At 42.1% G+C, this 22,475-nt stretch carries 23 protein-coding genes; 5 read left to right on the top strand and 18 right to left on the bottom strand.

Annotation, left to right across the window (positions count from 1 at the left end; genetic code table 11):
* Positions 1–58 precede the first annotated feature (58 nt).
* Positions 59–634 carry a hypothetical protein gene (locus tag AC4HAL_RS07650; RefSeq protein ID WP_447452842.1) on the top strand — a complete coding sequence of 192 codons (576 nt, stop codon included), beginning with the start codon at positions 59–61 and terminating at the stop codon, positions 632–634.
* Positions 635–940: 306 nt separating this feature from the next.
* On the opposite strand, the gene AC4HAL_RS07655 is transcribed toward AC4HAL_RS07650, so the two are convergent.
* From AC4HAL_RS07655 to AC4HAL_RS07740, 18 genes are all read right to left on the bottom strand, one after another.
* A complete protein-coding gene (locus tag AC4HAL_RS07655; protein ID WP_491093675.1) occupies positions 941–1,699 on the bottom strand; it encodes an amino acid ABC transporter ATP-binding protein in 759 nt (252 codons plus the stop codon).
* Complete coding sequence (locus tag AC4HAL_RS07660; RefSeq protein WP_491093676.1) at positions 1,683–2,879, bottom strand: aminotransferase class I/II-fold pyridoxal phosphate-dependent enzyme; 1,197 nt, start codon at positions 2,877–2,879, stop codon at positions 1,683–1,685. Before AC4HAL_RS07660 ends, AC4HAL_RS07655 begins: the two co-directional genes overlap by 17 nt.
* On the bottom strand, positions 2,880–3,932 hold the full coding sequence (locus AC4HAL_RS07665; protein WP_491093677.1) for an iron-containing alcohol dehydrogenase family protein: 1,053 nt from the start codon (positions 3,930–3,932) through the stop codon (positions 2,880–2,882).
* On the bottom strand, positions 3,933–5,240 hold the full coding sequence (locus AC4HAL_RS07670) for a lanthionine synthetase LanC family protein (protein WP_491093678.1): 1,308 nt from the start codon (positions 5,238–5,240) through the stop codon (positions 3,933–3,935).
* Between the two features lie 15 nt (positions 5,241–5,255).
* Entirely contained in the window at positions 5,256–5,906 is a 651-nt protein-coding gene (locus AC4HAL_RS07675; protein WP_491093679.1) for an amino acid ABC transporter permease, read from the bottom strand.
* A 25-nt stretch (positions 5,907–5,931) separates the two neighbouring features.
* The gene (locus AC4HAL_RS07680; RefSeq protein ID WP_491093680.1) at positions 5,932–6,738 is read right to left on the bottom strand and encodes a transporter substrate-binding domain-containing protein; all 807 of its coding nucleotides are present in this window, start codon (positions 6,736–6,738) and stop codon (positions 5,932–5,934) included.
* 351 nt (positions 6,739–7,089) lie between these two features.
* Positions 7,090–7,230 carry a hypothetical protein gene (locus AC4HAL_RS07685; protein ID WP_491093681.1) on the bottom strand — a complete coding sequence of 47 codons (141 nt, stop codon included), beginning with the start codon at positions 7,228–7,230 and terminating at the stop codon, positions 7,090–7,092.
* A gap of 483 nt (positions 7,231–7,713) precedes the next feature.
* Entirely contained in the window at positions 7,714–9,609 is a 1,896-nt protein-coding gene (locus tag AC4HAL_RS07690; RefSeq protein ID WP_491093682.1) for a M13 family metallopeptidase, read from the bottom strand.
* Between the two features lie 194 nt (positions 9,610–9,803).
* Positions 9,804–11,159: a hypothetical protein gene (locus AC4HAL_RS07695; RefSeq protein ID WP_491093683.1), complete on the bottom strand. Its 1,356-nt coding sequence runs from the start codon at positions 11,157–11,159 to the stop codon at positions 9,804–9,806.
* A gap of 2 nt (positions 11,160–11,161) precedes the next feature.
* A complete protein-coding gene (locus tag AC4HAL_RS07700) occupies positions 11,162–11,899 on the bottom strand; it encodes an ABC transporter ATP-binding protein (protein WP_491093684.1) in 738 nt (245 codons plus the stop codon).
* 195 nt (positions 11,900–12,094) lie between these two features.
* On the bottom strand, positions 12,095–12,877 hold the full coding sequence (locus AC4HAL_RS07705; RefSeq protein WP_491093685.1) for a CPBP family intramembrane glutamic endopeptidase: 783 nt from the start codon (positions 12,875–12,877) through the stop codon (positions 12,095–12,097).
* 361 nt (positions 12,878–13,238) lie between these two features.
* Positions 13,239–13,478, bottom strand: coding sequence for a hypothetical protein (locus AC4HAL_RS07710; protein WP_491093686.1), 240 nt, complete (start codon positions 13,476–13,478; stop codon positions 13,239–13,241).
* A gap of 18 nt (positions 13,479–13,496) precedes the next feature.
* Positions 13,497–14,030 carry a DUF2812 domain-containing protein gene (locus AC4HAL_RS07715; protein WP_491093687.1) on the bottom strand — a complete coding sequence of 178 codons (534 nt, stop codon included), beginning with the start codon at positions 14,028–14,030 and terminating at the stop codon, positions 13,497–13,499.
* 10 nt (positions 14,031–14,040) lie between these two features.
* Complete coding sequence (locus AC4HAL_RS07720) at positions 14,041–14,349, bottom strand: PadR family transcriptional regulator (RefSeq protein ID WP_491093688.1); 309 nt, start codon at positions 14,347–14,349, stop codon at positions 14,041–14,043.
* A gap of 147 nt (positions 14,350–14,496) precedes the next feature.
* Positions 14,497–15,336, bottom strand: coding sequence for an aldo/keto reductase (locus tag AC4HAL_RS07725; protein ID WP_491093689.1), 840 nt, complete (start codon positions 15,334–15,336; stop codon positions 14,497–14,499).
* 422 nt (positions 15,337–15,758) lie between these two features.
* Positions 15,759–17,387, bottom strand: a complete 1,629-nt coding sequence (gene treC / locus AC4HAL_RS07730) for an alpha,alpha-phosphotrehalase (RefSeq protein WP_491093690.1) — start codon at positions 17,385–17,387, stop codon at positions 15,759–15,761.
* A 403-nt stretch (positions 17,388–17,790) separates the two neighbouring features.
* The gene (gene treP / locus AC4HAL_RS07735; protein WP_491093691.1) at positions 17,791–19,758 is read right to left on the bottom strand and encodes a PTS system trehalose-specific EIIBC component; all 1,968 of its coding nucleotides are present in this window, start codon (positions 19,756–19,758) and stop codon (positions 17,791–17,793) included.
* Positions 19,759–19,919: 161 nt separating this feature from the next.
* Positions 19,920–20,045, bottom strand: coding sequence for a hypothetical protein (locus AC4HAL_RS07740; RefSeq protein WP_491093692.1), 126 nt, complete (start codon positions 20,043–20,045; stop codon positions 19,920–19,922).
* Between the two features lie 226 nt (positions 20,046–20,271).
* Between AC4HAL_RS07740 and treR the strand changes: the two genes are divergently transcribed.
* The 4 genes from treR (at position 20,272) to AC4HAL_RS07760 (ending at position 22,195) form a co-directional block, all read left to right on the top strand.
* Positions 20,272–20,991, top strand: a complete 720-nt coding sequence (gene treR / locus AC4HAL_RS07745) for a trehalose operon repressor (protein WP_004225582.1) — start codon at positions 20,272–20,274, stop codon at positions 20,989–20,991.
* A 220-nt stretch (positions 20,992–21,211) separates the two neighbouring features.
* Positions 21,212–21,418 (top strand): hypothetical protein, encoded by a 207-nt coding sequence (locus AC4HAL_RS07750; RefSeq protein WP_165212885.1) that lies wholly within the window; start codon positions 21,212–21,214, stop codon positions 21,416–21,418.
* Complete coding sequence (locus AC4HAL_RS07755) at positions 21,411–21,980, top strand: hypothetical protein (RefSeq protein ID WP_491093702.1); 570 nt, start codon at positions 21,411–21,413, stop codon at positions 21,978–21,980. The genes AC4HAL_RS07750 and AC4HAL_RS07755 overlap by 8 nt, the downstream gene beginning before the upstream one ends.
* 2 nt (positions 21,981–21,982) lie before the next feature.
* Positions 21,983–22,195 carry a helix-turn-helix transcriptional regulator gene (locus AC4HAL_RS07760; protein WP_165212887.1) on the top strand — a complete coding sequence of 71 codons (213 nt, stop codon included), beginning with the start codon at positions 21,983–21,985 and terminating at the stop codon, positions 22,193–22,195.
* Positions 22,196–22,475 lie beyond the last annotated feature (280 nt).

Here is a 22,475-nt window from a genome sequence, read left to right on the forward strand (position 1 = left end):
TAATTAAATCTTGCCTTATTTTTGTGTTTCTAGTATAATACAAGCTAAGGAGATGTTTATGATTATGAAAAAATTGACCTATTTGACTTTAACAGTTGCTGCAGCGACTGTTCTGGCTGTTTTTCTTAATCTTGATAAGGCTAGAACTGACGCCACAGCCCTAGTAACGAATACCCAGTCCAGCAGTCAGGATACTGCTGCTTCGTCGACTCCAAGTAGTGATGTTACCACTGTTCCATTAGAGACAACTATTGTTAAGGCCTCCCCAGGCCAATATACTATTCCAGAAGGAACCAAAGTAACGGTTAATGAAAATCAAACCTTCAAAGCAGCCTATGATGATGGCTCAACTTTAACGACCTACGCTGATAATACTTACTACTATAAATCTTCAGAAGGTGCTGAAGCGCGAACCTATACTGATGAGACCTATTTCCTGACAACGGATACAGGGATTTCTCTTACTACTTATGAGGATGGGTCCTATCAGGTCAATCTAACTGACGGAACGACTGTAGATCCGTCTAATTCTACCGACCTTGCTAGTGTACAGAGTCAGTATAATCTGCCGCGCATTGACACCTATAACCAAATGGTTCAGGATGTTGTCGAGGATGTCAACCAAGGGACTTAATGCTTATATAAGTTTAGCAGAGACTTATACCATTATTGTAAGACCTGTTTTCCTGTATGACACGGGAGTCAGGTCTTTTTTATTTGGCTCTTTATAAACTGTAGTGGGTGACTTATAGTTAATACTTAGAGACGAACATCCAAGGCAGGCGTTACCCATGGGAACTCCTGTTTAGGTCATAGACAAGAAAGGTATTTGCCTGTACAAGCTTGATGACTAATGGGGGTTAAAAGAGTCTCCTCCACTCTATTTAAAGTGAAGAAGACTCTTTGTCCAATCACGTTCTAATAAAGTTCCGAGACTTACTTATATCACAGGATCTACATTCAGTTCTGGGATAATTCTTGTCAAAAACTGCTTGGTACGCTCTTGTTTGGGATGTACAAAAATATCTTCAGGACTGCCTTGCTCAACGATATGACCATCTGCCATGAAAATAACATGATTAGCTACATCGCGCGCAAAGCTTATCTCGTGAGTTACCACAACCATAGTAACTCCTTCATCAGCTAAGTTCTTCATAACCTTTAAGACATCACCAATCAGCTCAGGATCCAAGGCTGATGTTGGCTCATCAAAAAAGATAATATCAGGTCTTACCGCAATCGCTCTGGCAATGCCAATACGTTGTTGCTGTCCCCCTGACAGTTGACTAGGGTAGTAATCTTTGCGATCCAAGAGTCCTACTTTTTGTAAGGATTCTTCCGCAATTCTGATAGCCTCAGCTTTAGGGACTTTTCTTGCGACTACTAATCCTTCTGTAATATTTTCTAAAGCTGTTTTATTAGCAAATAGACTATAGTTTTGAAAAACAAACGCTGTTTTCCTACGAATTTCAAGGATCTCCTTTCGTGTCAAATGACTTAAGTCATAAACATGGCCATCTAGATTTATTTGACCACTATCAGCCTGCTCCAGATAGTTGAGGCTGCGAAGAAGGGTTGTCTTCCCTGAGCCAGATGGTCCTAATATAGCAACGACATCCCCTTTCTTGACTGTTAAATCTACACCATCAAGAACTTTTTTATCAGCAAATGATTTTTTGAGATTAGAAACCTTCAGCATCCTTATCCTCCTCTATTTTCATGTTCATAAAACGCCCGAGTTCTTCTATCCCCTGTCTCAGAACAGCTGTATCAGATACGAGACTGATTCGGATATGACCACGTCCTGCTGCTCCAAATGCTGAGCCTGCAACAACTGCTAGACCATGCACCTTTAACAGCTCATTTGCAAAAGCTAGGTCATCCCAACCTTGAGGCAGAGTAATCCAGAGAAAAAATGTTCCACTTGAAGGTGAGACCGAGATATCATAATTTTTCAATAAACGCATCGCCAGCTGACGGCGCTCTTTATAGAGTCTTCTCAAGCCATCCCTTTCCTCTCTTGTATGCTTCAGGGCGTAACTCGCCGCATCTTGGACAGCTCCAAAAGTACCTCCTACTGATGAGCGTATGTACTGCTCCAAAAGCTTTATAATGTCCTTGTTACCAACTGCAAAGGCTATCCGCCAGCCCGCCATATTAAAAGTTTTCGATAGGGTATAAATTTCAACACCTATTGATTTTGCCCCCAGGGACTGCAAAAAACTTGGGGAAGGGGTATCAAAACTAATATCGGCGTAGGCAAAATCATGAACCACAGCAATATTGTTATGTTTAGCAAAAGCAACAGCTTGGTCAAAAAATTCTCGGGTTGCGCCAGCACCTGTTGGATTATGGGGGTAGTTCAAAAACATCAACTTAGTTTTAGCAAGTATCTCCCTGTCCAATCTATCTAAATCTGGCAGATAGTTATTTTCAGCTGTTAAGGCCATTTTAATGGTCTGCGCCCCCGCCATCCTAACACCTGCTTCATAGCCGAAAAACGCTGGATCAGGTACTAGGACTGAGTCGCCTGGATTAGCTAGAACCATGGGTAAAGCTGTTAGGGCAGCAAGAGAACCAGAAAAAACTGTAATCTCATCTAGCAAAAGCTCAACACCGTACTCTTCTTTGTAGAAGTCACGAATAGCTGCCTTAAAGCTTGTCTTACCTCCATACGGCGGATAGCCAAAGTTACTCGGTAATTTTGCATCTTCTTGGAAATGAACGACGATCGGAGAAAGAGTAGGTTGATCAGGGTTCCCACGACCGAGATCAATTACTTCCTTCCCCTTTTCACGCAGACGTTTAATTATTTCTTGTTGATTAGCTAAAAAATGGTCTCCTCGACCTGACATTCGCTCAGCTGCTTTAACAAACATCTACTCCTCCCTTAATTGTTGTATAGCACCCAGCACTTTTTCTTTAGATAAACCTGGAAACAATGACTGTACTCGGCTGTCTTCTGGATTACAGATATAATCAGCAAAATCGCTAACTTCATCAATATCCCAGTAAACATCCTCAAGATGTATAGGCAAGCCTACTTTTTTATGGTAAGAAAGTACCTCAGCCACTAATTCATCTTGGTTCCCTTCAACATAAAGTTGAAAGAGATTACCGAGTGCGACAACTTCACCGTGCGTTTTTTTAGGTCCTTTTTGCCACTTGACATAAGCATTGTAAAAGGCATGTGCCAAAACGCTGCGGCCATCAAAATCGGCTATGCCATCGACAGAAGCGGCTACTAAGAATATGGTATCTAAAAAATTCGTGAGAGCTTCACCCGTCAATTCGGAAATATCTGTTACCTTCAGCATCTGCTCTCGACAAATATCTAAGTAAGATTTCCCTATGGCCCTAGAAATCAAAGACGTCTTTTCAGACGTCAAGCGTAAGCGAATTTCATAAAACTTTGCAAGCGTGTCACCAATGCCTGACAGGATGTATTCATAGGGTGCATACTTTAATAATTCGGGCTCAACCAAAACGATACTGACAGCTTGCTTTTGTCTATGGGCTCCAACCATCTCATGCTCACCTTCAGAGTAAAGAATACTTTTTGTTGTCAGAGCCGCACAGTTAGAAGGCAGCGTTGGGATATTAATCAAGGCAATTTCTAAATTATCGGCAACAACCTTGGCCGTATCCATAAGCTGCCCGCCGCCAAATGCTAGAATAACTCCTCTGCCTTCAATCACACCTGTTAAACGATCAATCTCAGATTGCGTAGCATTTCCCTCAAACCATGCGATAGGATACTGGTTTAAAAATCCTTGAGGCAAATAAGGTTTGATGACTTCGCAAACGATTTTATCCGTCAAAACAACCGGATTCTGATAGTCATGCAAGCTAAGTATATCTGGTAATTCTTTGAGAATTCCTACTTGATTAATATATTCTGCTGGACTTTGACGAATCGTTCTTTCAATCATTTAAGCCTCCCATCTGCTCGGAAATGGATCATCTACAAAACGGATAACGTCTAAATGACCATTTAATAAGCTGTCCAACTGAAGAAGCGAGGAGGCAATACCAGCAATACCATCATAGTAACCGAGGGCAACCGTGATTTTGTCAGGATTTTTTCGCTCAAGCGCTTGTTTCCAATAAACTCCCTCACCTAGACGCTCTGCCCTTTTCACTAGAATGTCACCAGTTTCCTTGGCTAATGTAAGGTAACGAGTCTTGCCAGTTACAATATAGGCAGCAATAAACAATTGTAGGATGCTTGCTGTTCCACAGCAATAGTTATCAACTTCCCAGTAGCCGGCTGAACGCTCATAAGGTGCCTTGACTAAGGTTAGACCAGCGATTGCATTTTCAAAATCATCTAAGTAGTGCTGTTCACCAGTTCTAAGGTACCCTTCATAGAAATAACGAGCTGTTCCTGCCGGTCCAGCACAGTATCCGACATAGCAGATGTGATTGTCGTCTGGCAATAAGCGAGGAAGGAAAATCTTTTCATCATCCACCGAATGATGGTGATAGAACTCCGTAATTCCTTGAATACCTTCTAGAAATTCTTCTTTTCCTGTTTTTTCCCACAGTTTCAAAAGGACATAAGCTACACCTGAAGGTCCCAAAGGAAAACCAGAATTAAACTTATCATGCGGACCATTGACAAAGCGTTGCTCCATACCCAGGTAGTAAACTTGACCGTCATCATCTACTTTCTTTTGCGTTAGGATAAAACTACCAAAGCGCTCCAAGCGCTCTTGCAGCCCATTCACAGGATACTTGTCAGCTAGACGTAAGAGCAAGAGAGCTGTTCCCCCATCAGCAGTAATTCCTACCTGTCCGCTCCATGCTCCTCGTCCGTCATCAGTCACGACTATTTCTCTGATAATCTTTTCCACAGCATCATGATAGGCCTTATCCCCTGTTAAATCATAGAGTTCATCAAGGATGAAGGCAACTCCACCTAGACCAGTCGTCATCGCAAACTTTGAGAAGGCCCGACCGATGAGTTGGTCGCTTTTATCTAAGCGATTCAGGATATAACGCCCAGCTTGTTTAGCCTTTTCCAAGTAGACCTTATCTGCTGTAGCACGATAGAGGTCAATATAGTATTTGATAATGCCACTACTGCCGGCATAGAGAGAGATCTCATCGTAGTATTCCCACTCCCCCTGAAAAGCCTTACTAATGTCCCAGTAAATACCACCGTCTTTCTCAACTTTATAACGTTCTAAATAGTTGGATACCTGCTTAGCTGTCGTTAAATAGATAGATTCTGACATATTCCCTCCTTAATATTAATATTGGCTAAAACGTTGCTCTAAATACTCTTGGAAAAGACTGTAGACAAAAATAATCAAGACATAGAGAACTCCTACCAGAAAATAGATTTCGAAATATCGAAAATTTTGAGAAGCAATCATCTTTCCTTCACCGAAGATTTCCGTTACACCAATGGAAAAGGCTAGCGAGGTCTCTTTTAACAGACTTACAAAGTTATTGCCCAGCGGTGGTATCATAGTGCGCACAGCCTGAGGAATGATGATACGTCTATAGGTTTGAAAAGGAGATAAACCAATGGCTAGACCTGCTTCTAGCTGGCCTATATCAACTGCATTGATACTAGAGCGAAAAACTTCAATGCTGTAGGCCGCTTGCTTTAAGCCTAGGGCTAGAGTTGCCACTAAATTAGCAGACCACCTAGACCCTACTCCCAACAGCTGGGGTAGGCCAAAATAAATGACAAATAGAATAACAATAGTAGGAAAGCCTCTGAATACCAGCAAATAAAGCTCTACCAACCAGCGAAACAACTTATTTTGATAGAGATAGGTCAGCCCTGCACCTAGAATCAATGCCAGCAACATGGATATTATGGCCATTAGAATCGTAACTGGCAGATAGGCTGCTATTCTGGGAAGAATCTCGAACATATATCGCAAATCCATACGGTTACCTCTCTTTAGTTAGTGACTACTCTGATTTTTTCGACACATCTTCCCCATAATATTTTTTGGATAACTTAGTGATTGTGCCGTCTTTTTGTAATTTTTTAATGGTTTTATTGAAGTCTGATTTTAAGTTCTGACCTTCTTTCGTTTTGGCGAATGGATAAGCAGAAACATTCCAGCCAATGACTTCATCAATAATACGTAGATCCAATTTTTGTTCTTTAATCGTTTGCTGTAAAAATTGCCTTTGGTTAACCACGCCATCAACAGTTCCCTTATCAGCGTCTGTAAAAACAGCACTGCGATCATCATAAGTCTTGATGTTTACCTTAGAATTATAATCTTCTAACAGAGTAATATTGCTAGAACCAAGCGTCCCCGAGACGGTTTTTCCCTCTAGATCCGCTACAGAGTGATAAGGCGAGTCTGTCTTAACGGCAATTTGCGCTGCATAATAGCCAACTGGTTTTGAAAAATCATAAAGTTTTTCACGCTCTGGCAGGATTGTAATCCCGTTTGCGACGGTATCAATTTTTTTAGAATCTATCGCCGACAACAGGCCTGGAACATCTCCAATGATTTTCCACTCAACCTTATAGCCTAGATCTTTTGCAACAGCCTCAGTTAATTCAACATCAAAACCCTTCAAATTACCTGCATCATCTTTGTAAGAGTTAGGATAAGTTTGTGCAGTCGTTCCAACTCGGATAACCTTTTCATCAGCAGATCCACCTGATGAGGCTTGCTCATTCTTTTTAAGACCCAAAACTACTGCAATAACTAAAACAACAACAATAACCAGACCAACAATCGCTTTAATATTTTTCATAAACCATCCTCCTTAATAGCCGTAAGATTTAATGTCTGCTCATTTGAGCTTGTTGCTAATCATCATACTCCCAAAATTAGAGCTTGTATAATATATAAAAGCTATATAGCCATAGTTTCTCCTTATCACTCTGAAACAAGCCCCTTAAGATCGGGCTTGAGATACCACTGAATCACCAAGGTAGAGTCGGATTTGAATTTTTTTATCATGGCGATAGGCTCAACTTATCAATTTAACTATTCAAAGTTATTCTACCTACATCCATATAAAAAGGATTGGTTATCTGCTGTCTACAGATGACCAATCCCCCTAAAAGTATATTTAACGCTACTTAATCCGATAAATTATTTCTTATAAAGCATCAGCTGGTCGCAGTAAGACCGCAGCTTCCTGAGATAGATAGCCTTGATAATCAAGGCCAGCAAGCCGATAGACATATTCATCATTTTCTAACTCTTCGTAAATAAGGAGTGACTTGAACCATTTCAACATAAGCGGCCGTCCTTTCTGGAAATTAGGCTTAAAAGTCTGTAGCAAGACTTAAGAGCTGAGTTTTTATTAATGATACCACTTCCTACTAGCTCTGCCTAATCTATATTTCTTACTGCGGAGTATAACTTTTACTTATATATGTTTTTATAGCATCATCATATAAGCGGCCTGATCCAGTGTATACACGCCTATCCATAACCGTCAAGGATTGGGCTATCGCCATTTTCTTAACTTCAAGAAAGGGATTTTTCTTATCTTAACCATCAAAAAGGAGAGAACTAATCGAGCTCTCTCCAGAATATAGCTTTTCATCACCCACTACAGTTGACAAGGAGCCACTAAACTTTACAAAAAGAAAGAACCTAACCAAACGGTTAGGCACTTCCCGGAGATTATGAAAAAGAAAAGTTTATTTAGGATTGACTATAGTATACTCAATCTTACTTAAAGTGTCCTTAATATTTTAAAGGATCCAACTATTTTTTACCAAATTACGACACGATCTTCCGGAGCCCGCCACATATCATCGCCTTCTTTAACATCAAAAGTCTCAAAGAATTCATCGAAGTTTGGTATTTGAACATTGGTGCGAAGTTTCCCAGGAGCATGGACATCGATAGAAATCAAGAGCTGCAGATACTCTTCACGCGCCTTCATGCGCCAAATTCTTGCAAAATTAGTAAAGTAGTCCTCAGCAGAGAAATCAGCATCTCTTTTTGCAGCCTCGAGAGCTGCTGCCAAACCACCTAGGTCAGCCACATTTTCTGAAACTGTCAATTTGCCATTGACCTTACCGCCGGCAAAATCGATACCGTTAAACTGCTCTACAACCTTATCTGTGCGCTTTTTAAAAGCTACATAATCTTCGTCGGTCCACCAATTTTTCAGGCTGCCATTCTCATCAAAAGAAGCGCCATTAGTGTCAAATGCGTGAGAAATCTCATGAGCAATAACTGCTCCGATACCGCCGTAATTGGCCGATGAGCTCTGCTCCAACGAATAGAAAGGTGCTTGCAAAATAGCTGCTGGGAAAACAATTTGGTTCTGCTGAGGATCATAGTAAGCGTTAACCATATGGGCTGGCATGTGCCACTCACTGCGATCAACAGGCTGGTTCCACTTACTCCAGCTGTGGGCAATCGAAATCTCAGCTAGCTTCTGGGCATTTTCAAGCAGAGACAAATCCTCATCAATAACCTTTTTAGCATAAGTTTCCGGGAGTTTTTCTGGATAGCCAATATGCGGCGTAATAGCATTTAACTTGGTAATCGCCTTATCAATTGTCTCCTGCTGCAACCAGTTATTCTGAGACAGGCGATCTTTGTAGACATCAATCATAGTAGCTACCTTAGCCTCAACATCTGCCTTGGCTTGAGGGGAGAATTTTTGACCAGCATACCAAAGGCCAATAGCTTGATTGTAAGGGCCTTGAGCCAGATAATAGGCTGCTTTCTTCTTGTCCATGGGCTGAGGCGTCCCCGAGAGAGCACGATTATAAGCACCGGCCATAACACGGATATCATCAGTCAGATAGGAGGTGTAGGCTGTGGCGGCGCTTTGAACTAGAACAGCTTTGAGATATGGCCAGTTAGCCTCACTATAATAGTCCTTGGCAAAGTCGGTCCAGAAGCGCTCCTCAGGAACAATGACCTTGTCTGGCAACTGTCCTAAAATATCCCTGAAAATAGCATCTAAAGGCAACTCAGGAGCTAGCTTGATAAACTCTGCCCAATCATAAGGATGGTAGAGCTTGACATACTCAGAAGACTCTTCGTTAGAGAGAACGTATTGGGCTAACTTCGCATCAAGAGCGATAATCTTATCCAGCATATCCTTGATTTGGCTGTCAGAAAAACCAAATTGAGACAAAAGCTCCTCTTGGGACTGGCGCCAGAGAGCCAGAAGCTCTCTCCCTTTATCATTATCTGGAGCGTAATAAGTCGTATCCGGCAAGATGGTGGATGGTGCCTCTGCCCAGAGAACATTGGTTCTAGCATCCATAAAGTCCGGTGAGACCCCAAAAGGCAAGAGGTTAGGCTTACCTTGCATTTCTAGTTTAGCAATTTGTGCAGCAAAGTCTGAGAAAGAGGCATAAGCTTGATACTCTTCAATCAGGGGCAGCACAGGCGTTACGCCCAGCTTTTCACGTTTATCATAGTCAGCCACCAGACGGTGGAACTTGACAAAGTTCTCTAGGACGCTGTCCTGAGGTAAGTTCTGGCCTGCTAGCCATTTATCCGTTGTATTCAGCATCAGCTCCTCAATAGCGTCAGAAAGATCCGAAAAGCCACCCGTACGAGGCTTATCATCAGGTATAACGGCAGTCTTTTCCCACTCACCATTAACCGCATCAAAAAAATCATCTTGTAAACGTACCATAAAAATCTCCTCTTTCAAATATCAGTGGCTCTATTGTAACAAAAAAGTCCCAAAATGAGGACTTTTGAGGGATGTCTATCTACATAATGTGGAACTTTTGAGCGGAAGATTATCGTTAGCGGTCTCTTTCTTGATTTTTTTCAAAGCATCATAATCAGAGATTATAGTAGTTCCCCACAATTATATTATTGAACTTACTTCACAGTCTTCCCTTGATTTCTTAAGTCTGCGATAGTTTTTGTGACAAACACAAAGACAAACATCATCACTGTAATGGCGACAGCGTATAGGTAAATATTGCTGTACTTAATCTCCTCATAGTTTAATAACAGGGCTTCTTTTCGCATGAGGTAAAAGAAGACCATATTAAAGATCAGGGTCGTCACCAGTGTCACACCACCATAAGCCAGAGATTGGGTGAAACGAATAAGCATAGCCTGCTTATGGGAGATACCCAGAGTCGCCCATTGTTTGACCGTCTGATATTCATTAATAGAGGAGAGAATGGTTATGGATAAGATATTGGCTAAGGCGACAATGAGGGGACCTGCTACAAAGAATAATAGGACCGCCATTGTTTCAGCCTTACCCGCCTCACTTGAGAAGTTCGAGTAAGCGACATCTGAAAGAATCATAAACTGTGAAATGAGGCTGGCCATGATAGCTATTGAGGACGTTAAAGATTTTAAATAGTCCCTATCCTGCAAGATGGTCCACTTAGCCAGAACAACGTTGTAAGAGGATGACCAGCCTAATAGCCACTTGGTCAATCTCACCTGAATATAGGGTGACATCAAGTTTAAAATAATGATATGTAAGGCTAAAATAAGAAGAATCGAACTGTCTATTTGCATCAGCAGCCTCTCGCTCAATCTAGTTTTACTAGTGATAGAGAGGAATGGCCAGGCTAATGTTACCCAAAGGACTAAGCTAATAAGAAGACAGCTGAGTCTCGCGATTTTAGGAACTTTGCCTTTACTTGAGTCAAAACTATCCCCAAGCAAGGCATTTTTATTTAATATCCTATAGGAATGGATAAAGCCACCAAGAAAGGCAACCGTAGCTAAGATGATAACAGTTAGTAGAAAAGATAAACCGTTAAAGGCAATGGGAATAGTCGGTAACATTTCTTTACCAACTAAGGTTTGCACATAGCTATAGTACCAGCGTGCACAGAAAATGGCGCAACTGCCGCCTATAGCACTGGTTAAACTAGCTAAGAGGGTCAACTGACCACTAATCAGAAAAGATAATTGGTTGCGACTGGCTCCATTGACTACCCATAAGCGATAATCCTCTTTAAAAAAATGGAGTAACAATTTAATTAAACCAGAGATTAAAAATAATAACGTCACACCACCAAAGATTATTGGGCCAACAAATATGGGCGCCGGCGTACCCACTTTGTTAAATACTTGATGGTGCTCTCGTACATTAAAAGCAATTACTAAACAGATACCAACCAATAAGCTAGAAGCAAAGAATAAGGGTAAGATACTCAGCCATTGTTTCTTAGAGTAACTGAATTGATAATAGATAAGTTTTAACATAATCAAGATGCCTCGCTATCTTTTACCTCAAGGGCCTGATAAAGCAGTTCTGCAGAAGGTTTTAGCAATTCCTGATCTAACCTGCCATCTCTTAAAATCAGTGCTCTATCTGTCTGACTAGCTAGCTCTATATCGTGGGTGACCATGATGACACATTTCCCCTGATTAGCTAGTTCCCGCAGCATGTCAAAAATGATGGTACGTGAGGAACTATCTAGAGCACCTGTGGGCTCATCCGCAAAAACGATTTGACTATCAGAAAGCAGGGTTCGAGCAATGGCTACCCGCTGCTTCTCACCGCCTGATAGGGTCGATACAGGCGCCATTAGGTCAGCTTGGAAATTCATGTGATCCAATAATGCTTTGATGGTATCTTTATCAACTTTCTTGTGCGATAATCTAAGTGGCAGGGCAATATTCTCTATCACTGGTAAAGCGGGGACTAGATTGTAGGACTGAAAAATAAAACCAATTTCTTCTCTACGCAGTTTTGAGAGCCTGCCATTACTCAATTGATAAGGATTGCGATGATTGATCTTAACCTCTCCCTGACTTGGCTCTGATAGGCTGGAAATACAGTTGAGTAAGGTGGACTTCCCTGATCCACTGATTCCCAATATAGAGATAAACTCCCCATAGCGAGTCGTGAAAGAAATATCTTTGAGGACCTCAATTTTTTTATTTTTAGCAATTTGAAAGTCCTTCGATAATTGTCTTATTTCTATAGCAATTTTGTTCATATATGATACCTCCTAATTATATCTTTATTTAATGGTCTCATGATTTTTCCCATAGTCCCTTTATCATTCTGATAGACAAATTATAACAAATCCGCTTTGCTTCTATTTGTCTATGTCGTGAACGGTCGTTATTTCACCCTGAACGGTTCAAAAGAGAGACTATCAACTTGGTTGGGGTACAAAAAGATCTTAAAGCTAGGGCCTTTGATTTTCTGACTTGTTTCTGCTTCCTCTTAGAATTAGGATGCAACTGTAAGCTGTCAGGAGGGATAGTCCCAAAATCAGGTAAGGCACTGAAATTTGGTGCATATCACCGACTGATAAAAGCCCATAAACACCATTAAAAGTAATAGGAATACGGTTAACAGCAGCATGAAATAAGGCACAGATGAGGACAGATGCTCCCGCCCGACGTAAGGATGCCAGCCATAATGCCATAAAGAGCACACTGATAAAAAATACTAAGAAGGAATTTTGACCTCTATCCAACCACCACAAGGGCAGATGCCAAATCGTCCAAATCACAGCTACCAAGAATGTTGCTAAGGGAACATTTGTGACCTTTTCCAGCTCCGGCTGCAAGAAGCCACGCCACCCCGGCTCTTCATTGCCTCCGCCAATCAGGGTGATAATAACGATATTGATCACCCAATCAATCGGTAATAGCCATGAGGGAGCCTGGCCTACAGGGTCACCGCCTGATAGCAGAAAAGAGGCCAGTATTAAGAGTCCGATGAAAAGGACCAGCAGCTTCCACGACTTTTTAGTGCCTGAAAATAGAAAATGCGGAAGGTTCCTCCATGTTAGATTAAGAGCAGCTTTGGCTCCTAAAAATGGTCCAAAACTCGCTAATGTCATCAGGGGCATAAGCATGTACCCAGCATCATAATCTAATTTCTTGAGTACAATAGCCAGTCCCCAAAATCCCCAGGTCCAGATAAAGGTCCACACTAAGTAGGTTTTAACTCGATGTTTCATAAGACTACCTCCTAGCACTAAGCAAATAAGTATTAATACAATTCGGTCACGTCGTTCTCAGATTTACCATCAATTCATTTATATATAATTTTTTTATATATAAAATATACTGCTGTCCTTCAGAGATGTCAAGACAAATATATAAAATATTTATCTATTTAAATGTATACTCCAGTGGACAGACAAAAAGAGCCTAAGACAAAAGTCCAGACTCGTTAGCGCTATGCTAGATCTACCAGATTGGCGCAGTGGGCTAGGAGTAGCCAAGAAGTCTTATCCCTGCGCCAAGAGTTTATTCCAAAACAGGAAGACTGGACAAGTTTTTGCCCAGCCCAAATGAACCACTGCTGATTGGTAGCCCCTACTTATCCTTTGATTTTACAAGATGCGATTTTTCATCCTGACTTTTTGTCTGTATAATCAGGTTGGCAATGGCACTGCCACTTGCAATCAGGGCAAGCACTAAAACCGGCCAGATCCATAGATGATCTACAAGGGTCAATGCCCCCTTAAAAACGATATACATGGTAACGCTTAGGGACGCTATAATACTGAAGATAATCCCCGATAGTAATACTATTTTTGATTTTAGTCCTTTCATTGAATGACTCCTTTCTTTTTATACCTCACCGTCTTCAAAGATATCTGGTTGACTGGATTTTTTGAGGTCATGTTTGAGGCGCTGAATCTTGATAATTTGACCTAGAAGGAGAAGTAAGGCTAAGCCACACATGACCCAAATGAGCGACCGTGGTGGTAGATTACATAAAGAGAATACTAGACCCAGAATAAACATCGTTAACACTGACAAAATTTCATTTAAAAATCTTCGTTTTGAGGCGCTATCTGAGTAAAGCTTGAAATCAGGGTCCGTATGTCGGAAATAGCCCCAATGATTAAATTGCTCGACACAGGCAGCCCCTGTCTCTTGGACAAGCTCAATGTAGTCTGCCACTTCTTTTTTACTCTTGCGGCCGAAGTAATCCAGACGATAAGTATACTGAGAAGGCTGACAGGGCTCAAAGATATAGCTATATGCACCCTTGTGCTTTACAAAAGCCCAACCTTGCGCACTCATATCATTGAGCCAGTCTTCTTCTTTTTGAAAATCACCGAATCCAAAATATTTCCACTTAGTCATTTTTCTCTTCATCTTTCATCTCCTATTTTTTCAAATGCTTATGGCCATTATTGACCAGTTCTTCCAAACGTCTGATTTCTGCTTCTAGGGCTTTTTTACCTTGTTCAGTAATCAAATATTCTTTTTTCTTGCGTTCTTTGACCTCTGAAACAAGGACGATCCAGCCCTTTTTTTGCAGGTTGGTTAGCGCCCCGTAAAGCGTGCCAGCTGCCAGCTTAATGCGACCTTTGGACAGTTCCTCTACGTCCTGCATGATCCCATAGCCATGTTTTGGCTCAAGCAGGACCAGCAGGATATAGTAAACTGCTTCTGTTAGTGCCTGTGTACTCATATTTCCTCCTTATATCGTTATGCGATATATCAGTTTATGTAATAAATATATCATGCCACGATATATCTGTCAAGGATATATTTGGAAAAATAATAAAAAGTGCTCTGATTAGTCAGAACACTTTTCATATATGATTCTTTAGCTCTATTAGAAGTTTACTTCATCTGGTTTTGGTGCTTCTCCTACTTGGCCTTCGAGAGCATCGATAACTGTCATATCATCTGCTGTTAATTCAAAGTCAAAAACTTGGAAGTTTTCGACGATACGATCTTCATGGACTGATTTTGGCAGCGGTAAGAAACCTTTTTGCAAACTCCAGCGCAGAACCACTTGAGCAACGGTTTTGTTATATTTAGCAGCCAAGTCTTGAAGAGACTCAATGCTAAAAATCTTACCTGTTCCTAGCGGGCTGTAGGCTTCGCTGAGGATGTCGTGCGCCTCATTATAAGCCACCAACTCTTCTTGTTGGACGCTTGGGCTGAGGTAGATTTGGTTGACAACTGGTTTGATCTTAGCTGTTTCAAGCAGAGCATCTAAGTGGTGAGGTAAAAAGTTAGAAACACCGATAGATTTGATTTTGCCAGCTTCTACAGCTTCTTCCATGGCACGCCATGCACCGGCGTTAGCTTCTTTCCAGTTATCACGGAAGGCTTTTGGATTTGGCCAGTGAATGAGATAAAGATCCAAGTAATCGCAGTCCAGCTTAGCAATAGACTCATCGATAGCTGCCTTGGCAGCTTCATAAGAGTGGTTGCTGTTCCAGAGTTTAGTCGTAATGAAAAGCTCCTCACGAGGTACACCAGCAGCTTTGATACCACGGCCGACAGATGCTTCATTACCATAGATGGCAGCTGTATCAATGTGGCGATAACCGGCTTCAATAGCCGCCTTGACAGAACTTTCAGCTACATCACCATCTGGGGTTTGCCAAGTTCCAAACCCAAGGGCAGGAATTTTCTGACCATTGGCTAAAGTATAATCAAACATAGATTTTCCTCCAATCGAGATTGAAATAATAAGCCCCTAAAGCAGGCTATTTATTATATATTTTATCACTTGGAGTTAACTCCAAGGCAAGTATAAGATACAAAGAAGCGACTTGTTTGGGGAAACTCTCTGGCTTGGCTGAAAAATAGGCGACATAAGCCACCACCGCCGCATCTTTAGACGCAAGGAAGTTGACCTTCTTTGAGAAGAATAGCCTCGTGTTCAGCTCTATAAGACACTAAGACTCTCAACTAGAATTTTAGGAGGGTGACAGTTTGCTTATAAGCAAGGCAACCTATCTCTAAAGTCCAAGCTGTTAAGTCGAGCCTAATTAGCAAGATACTAATGCTCAAACGCGATATAAACGAATAGCCAGTGCAGGTCTGTCCCAGCCAGAATTGCTCTTGCTTTGACTCTTTTCCTTAGTCTTTAACCAGAATAGCTAGCGTTTGATAAGCTCTGAGAGTGATGGTCTCCCCTAATACATCACCGTCATAATTGCTGAGGAGTACTTGGCCATTTTGGTAGGCTGGGTCTAATTCCAACGTCACCTCTTGAGCGTAGAAATTATTGAGGACCAGCAGGTGCTCACCATCAAGCTGACGCTCAAAGGCATAAACCTGCTGACTGTCCTTGTAGGCCGCCTTATAACTTCCTTCTGCTATCAGAGGCATAGTCTTACGCAGGCGAATCAGTTCTTTGTAGAAGGGATAAATCTTACCCGTTTTTTCTTTTTCTACATTGATGTCAGGGTAAGACTTGCTGACCTTAAGCCATGGGGTGCCAGTAGTAAAGCCAGCATTAGCAGAATTATCCCACTGCATAGGAGTACGGGAGTTATCACGTGATTTGGCCTTGATAATAGCAAAGGCCTCTTCTGCTGTCTTGCCCTGATCCAACATGATCTGATAGGCATTGATGCTCTCGACATCTACATAGTCATCCATGCTGTCAAAATCGGGATCAAGCATACCGATTTCCTCACCCATATAGATATAAGGGGTGCCGCGTGATAGGTGAACGCTAGCAGCTAACATGGTCGCTCCTTCATTGCGGAAATGCTTAACATCGACAAAGCGGTTGAGCGCCCGCGGTTGGTCATGGTTGTTTAAAAAGAGCGCCCGCCAACCATTGGCCTTGCTCATCGCCTCATTCCATGTGTGAAAGAGAGTTTTGAGCTCTTCAAAGTCAAAGGGAGTGATAGACCACTTTTGACCGTCCTTATAGTCTACCTTAAGGTGGTGAAAGTTAAAGGCCATAGATAGCTCATGGCGTTCCTCAGCCGAATACAGGATACAACTCTCAATAGTCGTTGAACTCATTTCACCAACGGTCATAAAATCATCGTCTTGACCAAAACTGGCCTCGTTCATCATACGCAGATAGTCATGAACAATGGGTTTGTCTGTGTAGGCTGGTTTTCCATCATCTACTGGACAGTCCGCCAGAAGCTCATCCTTACCAATCAAGTTGATAACATCGAAGCGAAAGCCTTTGACTCCCTTATCCCGCCAGAAATTAACAATTTTAAAAATTTCCGCACGAACATTTGGATTACGCCAGTTGAGATCAGCTTGGGTTTCATCGAAAAGATGGAGGTAGTATCTGCCTGTATCTCCAAATGGAGACCAGGCAGAGCCGCCAAACTTAGAACGCCAATCCGTCGGCTGATCGCGAATAATAAAGAAGTCCTGGTAGTAGGGATCGCCGGCTAAGGCTTTTTGAAACCACTCATGATCTGTCGAGCAGTGATTGAAGACCATATCCAGCATGAAGTCGATATTGTGACGCTTGCCAGTGGCAATCATCTCCTCAAAATCAGCCATAGTCCCAAAATCAGAATTGATAGCCGTATAATCTGACACATCATAACCATTGTCCCGCTGGGGGCTTGGGTAGAAAGGATTGAGCCAGACCATATCTACTCCTAGATCAGCTAAATAGGGCAGTTTCTCAATGACGCCGCGCAAATCTCCGGTACCCTTACCAGTTGTGTCTTTAAATGATTTTGGATAGATTTGGTAGACGACTTTTCTCTTATCAAATGTCATATATTTCCTTTCCCTTTATATAGTTAGAGAGGTTGAGACAATGTCCCAGCCCCTCTGATTTTCAAAACAACTTCTTAAACCATATTTATTTTAAATGTAGACGGCCAGCCACTGTAGTGATTGATGCTTGTTATCAAGTACTGACTCCTTAAATAACAAACAAGCCTCTGCCGTATCTTGATAATTGAACCCGCCTACGTTCCTGTGGAATTAGATAAATGTCGCTAGATTCTCAGTGAATCGTCACTCTATTTCGTAAATTCCTTTGGAACGCTTAACGGCTTAGTATCTTACTAATTGAACATGCCTACGACTCTGTGAAATTAGACTCGCTCTCCTAGAATCTTTAGGGATTCTTCGTCAAGCTCCCTAAATTTCTTTGAGTCGCTTAAGGCTTTGTATCTTATAGTTTACTTGCCGTTAGGATATCATCACCGCGTTTGACATCGTGTGGTAAGCTGCCTAGAGCATCCGTTTGGAAGTCATTCTGATTGGTTACAATGACTGGTGTTGCGACAGGATAGCCAGCAGCTGTGATCGCTTCAATATCGAAGCTAATCAATTTATCGCCAGCCTTAACTCGGTCACCTTGGTTAATGTGGGCTGTAAATCCTTGCCCATCAAGATTAACGGTATCCATGCCAATATGCATAAGCATTTCCAAGCCTTGATCTGTCACCAGACCAACCGCATGTTTGGTTGGGAAGAGTACAGAGACGGTGGCATCAACGGGGGCAACCAATTCCCCTTCACTTGGTTCAATCACAACACCTTGCCCCATCACTCCTTGTGCAAAAACTGGATCAGGTGCTTGACTGAGCACATCTACTGTTCCTTGGAGCGGACTTTGCACCGTAATCAAGGTACCGCTTTCGACTTCTGTTGTTTTCTTAGCTTCTGCAACAGCATCTACTTGAGGTGCTTTGACAGTTGCATCTTCCGTCTTGGTAAAGAGGCCGATACGGCGAAAGACCACAGTTAGGACAAAAGGTACTACAATCGCAATAACCATCAAGATGGCAAAGATAATCATATACTTAGCCTGAATAGATAGAATTCCCGGCAGACCACCGATACCGATGGCGTTAGCGGTAACATTGAAAGTCGTACAGAGAAGACCAGCGATAGAAGAACCAATCATTCCAGCGATAAATGGATAGATATATTTTAGATTGACACCGAAAAGGGCAGGCTCTGTAACGCCCAGATAAGCTGAGATGGCAGCAGGTAGGGAAATTTGCGCCTCACGTTCATCGTGGCGGTTCATCCAATAGTAGGAAAGAACAGCTGAACCTTGGGCAATATTAGAGAGGGCAATCATCGGCCAGAGACCTGTACCTCCGCTATCTGCCACCAATTGGGTATCAATGGCATTGGTCATGTGATGAAGACCTGTGATAACAAGCGGTGCATAGAGGGCACCGAAGAGAGCACCAAAGAGCCATTTAACAGGACCCGTCAAACCAGCCAGAACGACGAAAGAAATTCCCTTACCGATAGTCCAACCGATTGGCCCCAAAACTGTATGAGCCAAAATCAGGGCTGGCATTAAGGATAAGAATGGTACAAAAATCATAGAGACAACTTCTGGAATATGTTTGCGCCAGAAGCGTTCCAGATAAGCTAGGGATAAACCAGCTAAGAGGGCAGGTAAAACCTGAGCTTGATACCCGACTTTTTCAACGGTAAAGAAACCGAAATCCCAAGTCCATTTAGAGGCAATCTCAGCTGCTGGGGTTGAAGCAAAATCGTAAGCATTGAGCAACTGGTTAGGTGAAATCAAGCAGATCCCCAAGACAATTCCCAATATTTGACTGGTCCCCATCTTGCGGCTGACCGACCAAGTAATTCCTACTGGCAGGTATTGGAAAATAGCTTCACCCGGCAACCAGAGGAAATCATTAATCCCATGCCAGAAGGTAGAAACCTCTACAATGGTCTTGCCATCAAGAGCTGACCACTGAACCCCCTCCAAGATATTGCGGAAGCCGAGAATCAGACCACCAACGATGATGGCAGGTAAAATCGGCGTAAAGATTTCTGCCAGCATGGATAATGATCGCTGCAGCCAATTTTGATTTTTCTGAGCTGCTGTTTTAGCTGCTTCCTTAGAAACACCTTCAATTCCTGAAACAGCCGTAAAATCATTGTAGAAAATCGGTACATCATTACCAATGATGGCTTGAAATTGACCAGCGTTGGTAAAGGTTCCCTTGACAGCAGGGATAGCTTCTAAGCGTTCAATATCCGCCTTACTTTCATCATTTAAGACAAAACGCATACGAGTTGCGCAGTGGGTAACTGCGGCAACATTTTCTTTGCCCCCGATCGCTTCCAGCATTTCGCGGGCATCTTGTTCAAATTTTCCCATGTTGACTCCTTTTATGATAAAGATTGTTTACATACAAATTGAGGATTGTAACAGTAGGGTTATAAGCTATCGAAATCGTCAATAAAGCTGTTGCAAGACGAATCCTTATGACCTCTCAGCATGCGGTCAATAGACTACCATGATTAATATCATTTCAACTTCTAACCAACTATTGCTCGCTTGCCAAATGTCATCAATCTTGCCAAGCTGACAGCCAAGATAACAACATCAGCGATTGAGTAGTAGTGATTGTTATGCTTGCCCCTTTTTTCTGTTTGCGCTTTCATTTTATCCTATCAGGCTATGCTCATGCAACTTGTCTGGACAATTTCTTTGATTTTTTAACCTTTTTTCTTAACTTGTATGGTAAACTAAAAACAAGCCGAGCTAATTAGACGGGCTGCTCTCTTGTGAGAAAAGTTTTACCTGCCTAGAATCTCACTGATTCTTCCTCAGGTTTCTTATTTTTCTTTGGAGTGCTTAACAGCCTTGTATCTTATAGGAGAATTATTGATGAAAAAATACCAAAAGGTTTTTCAGGATTTGGAGATCAAAATTGCAGAAGGGCTCTATCCTCCTGAGACCGCATTGCCTAGTGAAAACACTCTAACGAAAACCTATCAAGTCAGCCGCGATACGATCCGAAAGGCTCTAAAATCGTTAGAAAAGGCGGGCTTAGTCCAAAAATCTCAAGGAAGACAGACGCTGGTGCTGCGCCATCAACACTTTAATTTTCCGGTGTCTCATTTAACCAGTTATCAGGAGCTAGTCAATACTTTAGGAATGGACTCTCAGACTAACGTTCTAGCCTTAGATCGACTGATTGTTGATCAAAAATTGCAAGAACTCACAGGTTTTCCCGCCAGCAAGCAGGTCTGGCGTATCATACGGCAGCGTCTTGTCAATGGCACAGCTTCGGTTGTTGATACTGACTACCTACTGATTGATTGCGTTAAGCAGATGACCAAGGAGATTGCCCAGCACTCGATCTATGATTACTTGGAGAACCAGCTACACCTTTCTATTGAGGGGGCTAAAAAAGAAATTACCATCGAGCAGATGACCAATCAGGATAAAATTTGGCTTGATGTGGGTGCTGAACACCATGTTGTATCTGTCAGATCCCGTGTTTATTTGGCCGACGGCCGGCAGTTCCAATTTACTGAAAGCCGACATTTGCTTGAAAAGTTTCACTTCGTAGACTTTGCTAGGCGGAAGAGGCAAGAGCCCTAAAGGTACATGACTGACTGTCTGTCCCTCTCCCCATCCTTATATAAGAATAACCCCTGAGCCTCTTTTATAGGGCTGGTTTTCTTTTTGGCAAAAAGTTAGAAATAAATCACATTTTATCTTGTCCCCAACCGGAAAATGTGATATATTTATAACGTAAAGAGGTGAGGTATTTCTAACAAATCCTCCATCAAATCAATTATTTAGAAAGCAGGTGGTTATTATGCAAAAAACTGGTAATTATAAATGGCCTGTCCTTATTTCTATGGCCACTACGACGGCTGGCATCGCCTTTGGGGTTTTCGCTAGCCTCGGTTTCAATCGTCCACTCGCTTATTTTGTCCTCCTTGCCGCAATCATCGGAGATTTATTGGGTCTCTGGGGATTGAGGTATCAGTTAAGAAAAGACAGGGAGGCCAACCATACTTAAAAATAAGAAATGGCTTTACTGGATCTGGCTCCCCTTCTTAATCCTCGTCTATTTTTTGACTCCGGCCAGTCATCCAGTTTGGATTAAGAGGCTTATTTTTACGCTTGTCAGCCTCTTTGAAATTCTAGTATTTGGCCTTATGTCTAAAGTAAGCCCAATCAGCAGGAAAGAGCAGGGGTTCGGTCTGACAGAAAAAATCTATTTGCCCACAATCTTTTTTGCTATGGCTGTCTACACTTTAGGCATTGGGATTTTAACTCCTGACAGCCAACCAGCTTGGATTAAACAGCTTTTTATTGGCGGAATGTTCTTTTTGCTCTTGCTTCTTGGTGGCTATTTCTGCTTTAAAAAAAACATAGAGCGACCCGATGAGCGCTTTTACCAAGATTTAGCCAAGGCAGCGACTTTATGTCTGGTCCTAATGATCGGCTCGCTCCTTGGTCTGACAATCATCACCAGCTGGTTTCCTTTCTCTCTGACACCAGGAGCTCTGCTTATCTATCTTGGCGCTTTGCTCAACCTTTTTGATGTCTGCTTCTGGATTTTTGAAAAGGGTGACTAGGTATGGCTAAAATTATTACTAATTTAAAAGAAATACGCGAAAAAGCGCAAATGACCCAACAGGACCTAGCAGATGCCGTAGGCGTTCGCAGGGAAACCATCCTGCATTTGGAAAATAATCGTTACAATCCCTCACTGGAATTAGCCTTCAAAATCGCAGAAGTTTTCAACTTACAGGTTGAAGATATCTTTCAAAGAAATAAGGACGCCGATTAAAGGGAGCGGAATCAACTTAAAAAAATGAAAATTTTGGTTTTCACCACGTCCTAGTTTTAAGGTGGTGACCTAAAACGGTCTCTCCCCAGACCGTTTCACTCCCACTCTCTGTGCAGGGGTAATACTTCTTGGCGTAGCCAACAAGTCTTGCTCCCAACCGCCGTACCAAGAATTGATTCCAAAACAAGAATGCTGGGCGAGTTTTGCCCAGCATTTTTTTATACATTTAATTAGCTTGATTAGTTGGATAACGCGAAAGATAGCTTGATAAACGAGAAAC

It is taken from the genome of Streptococcus sp. ELY_125 (assembly GCF_058314535.1).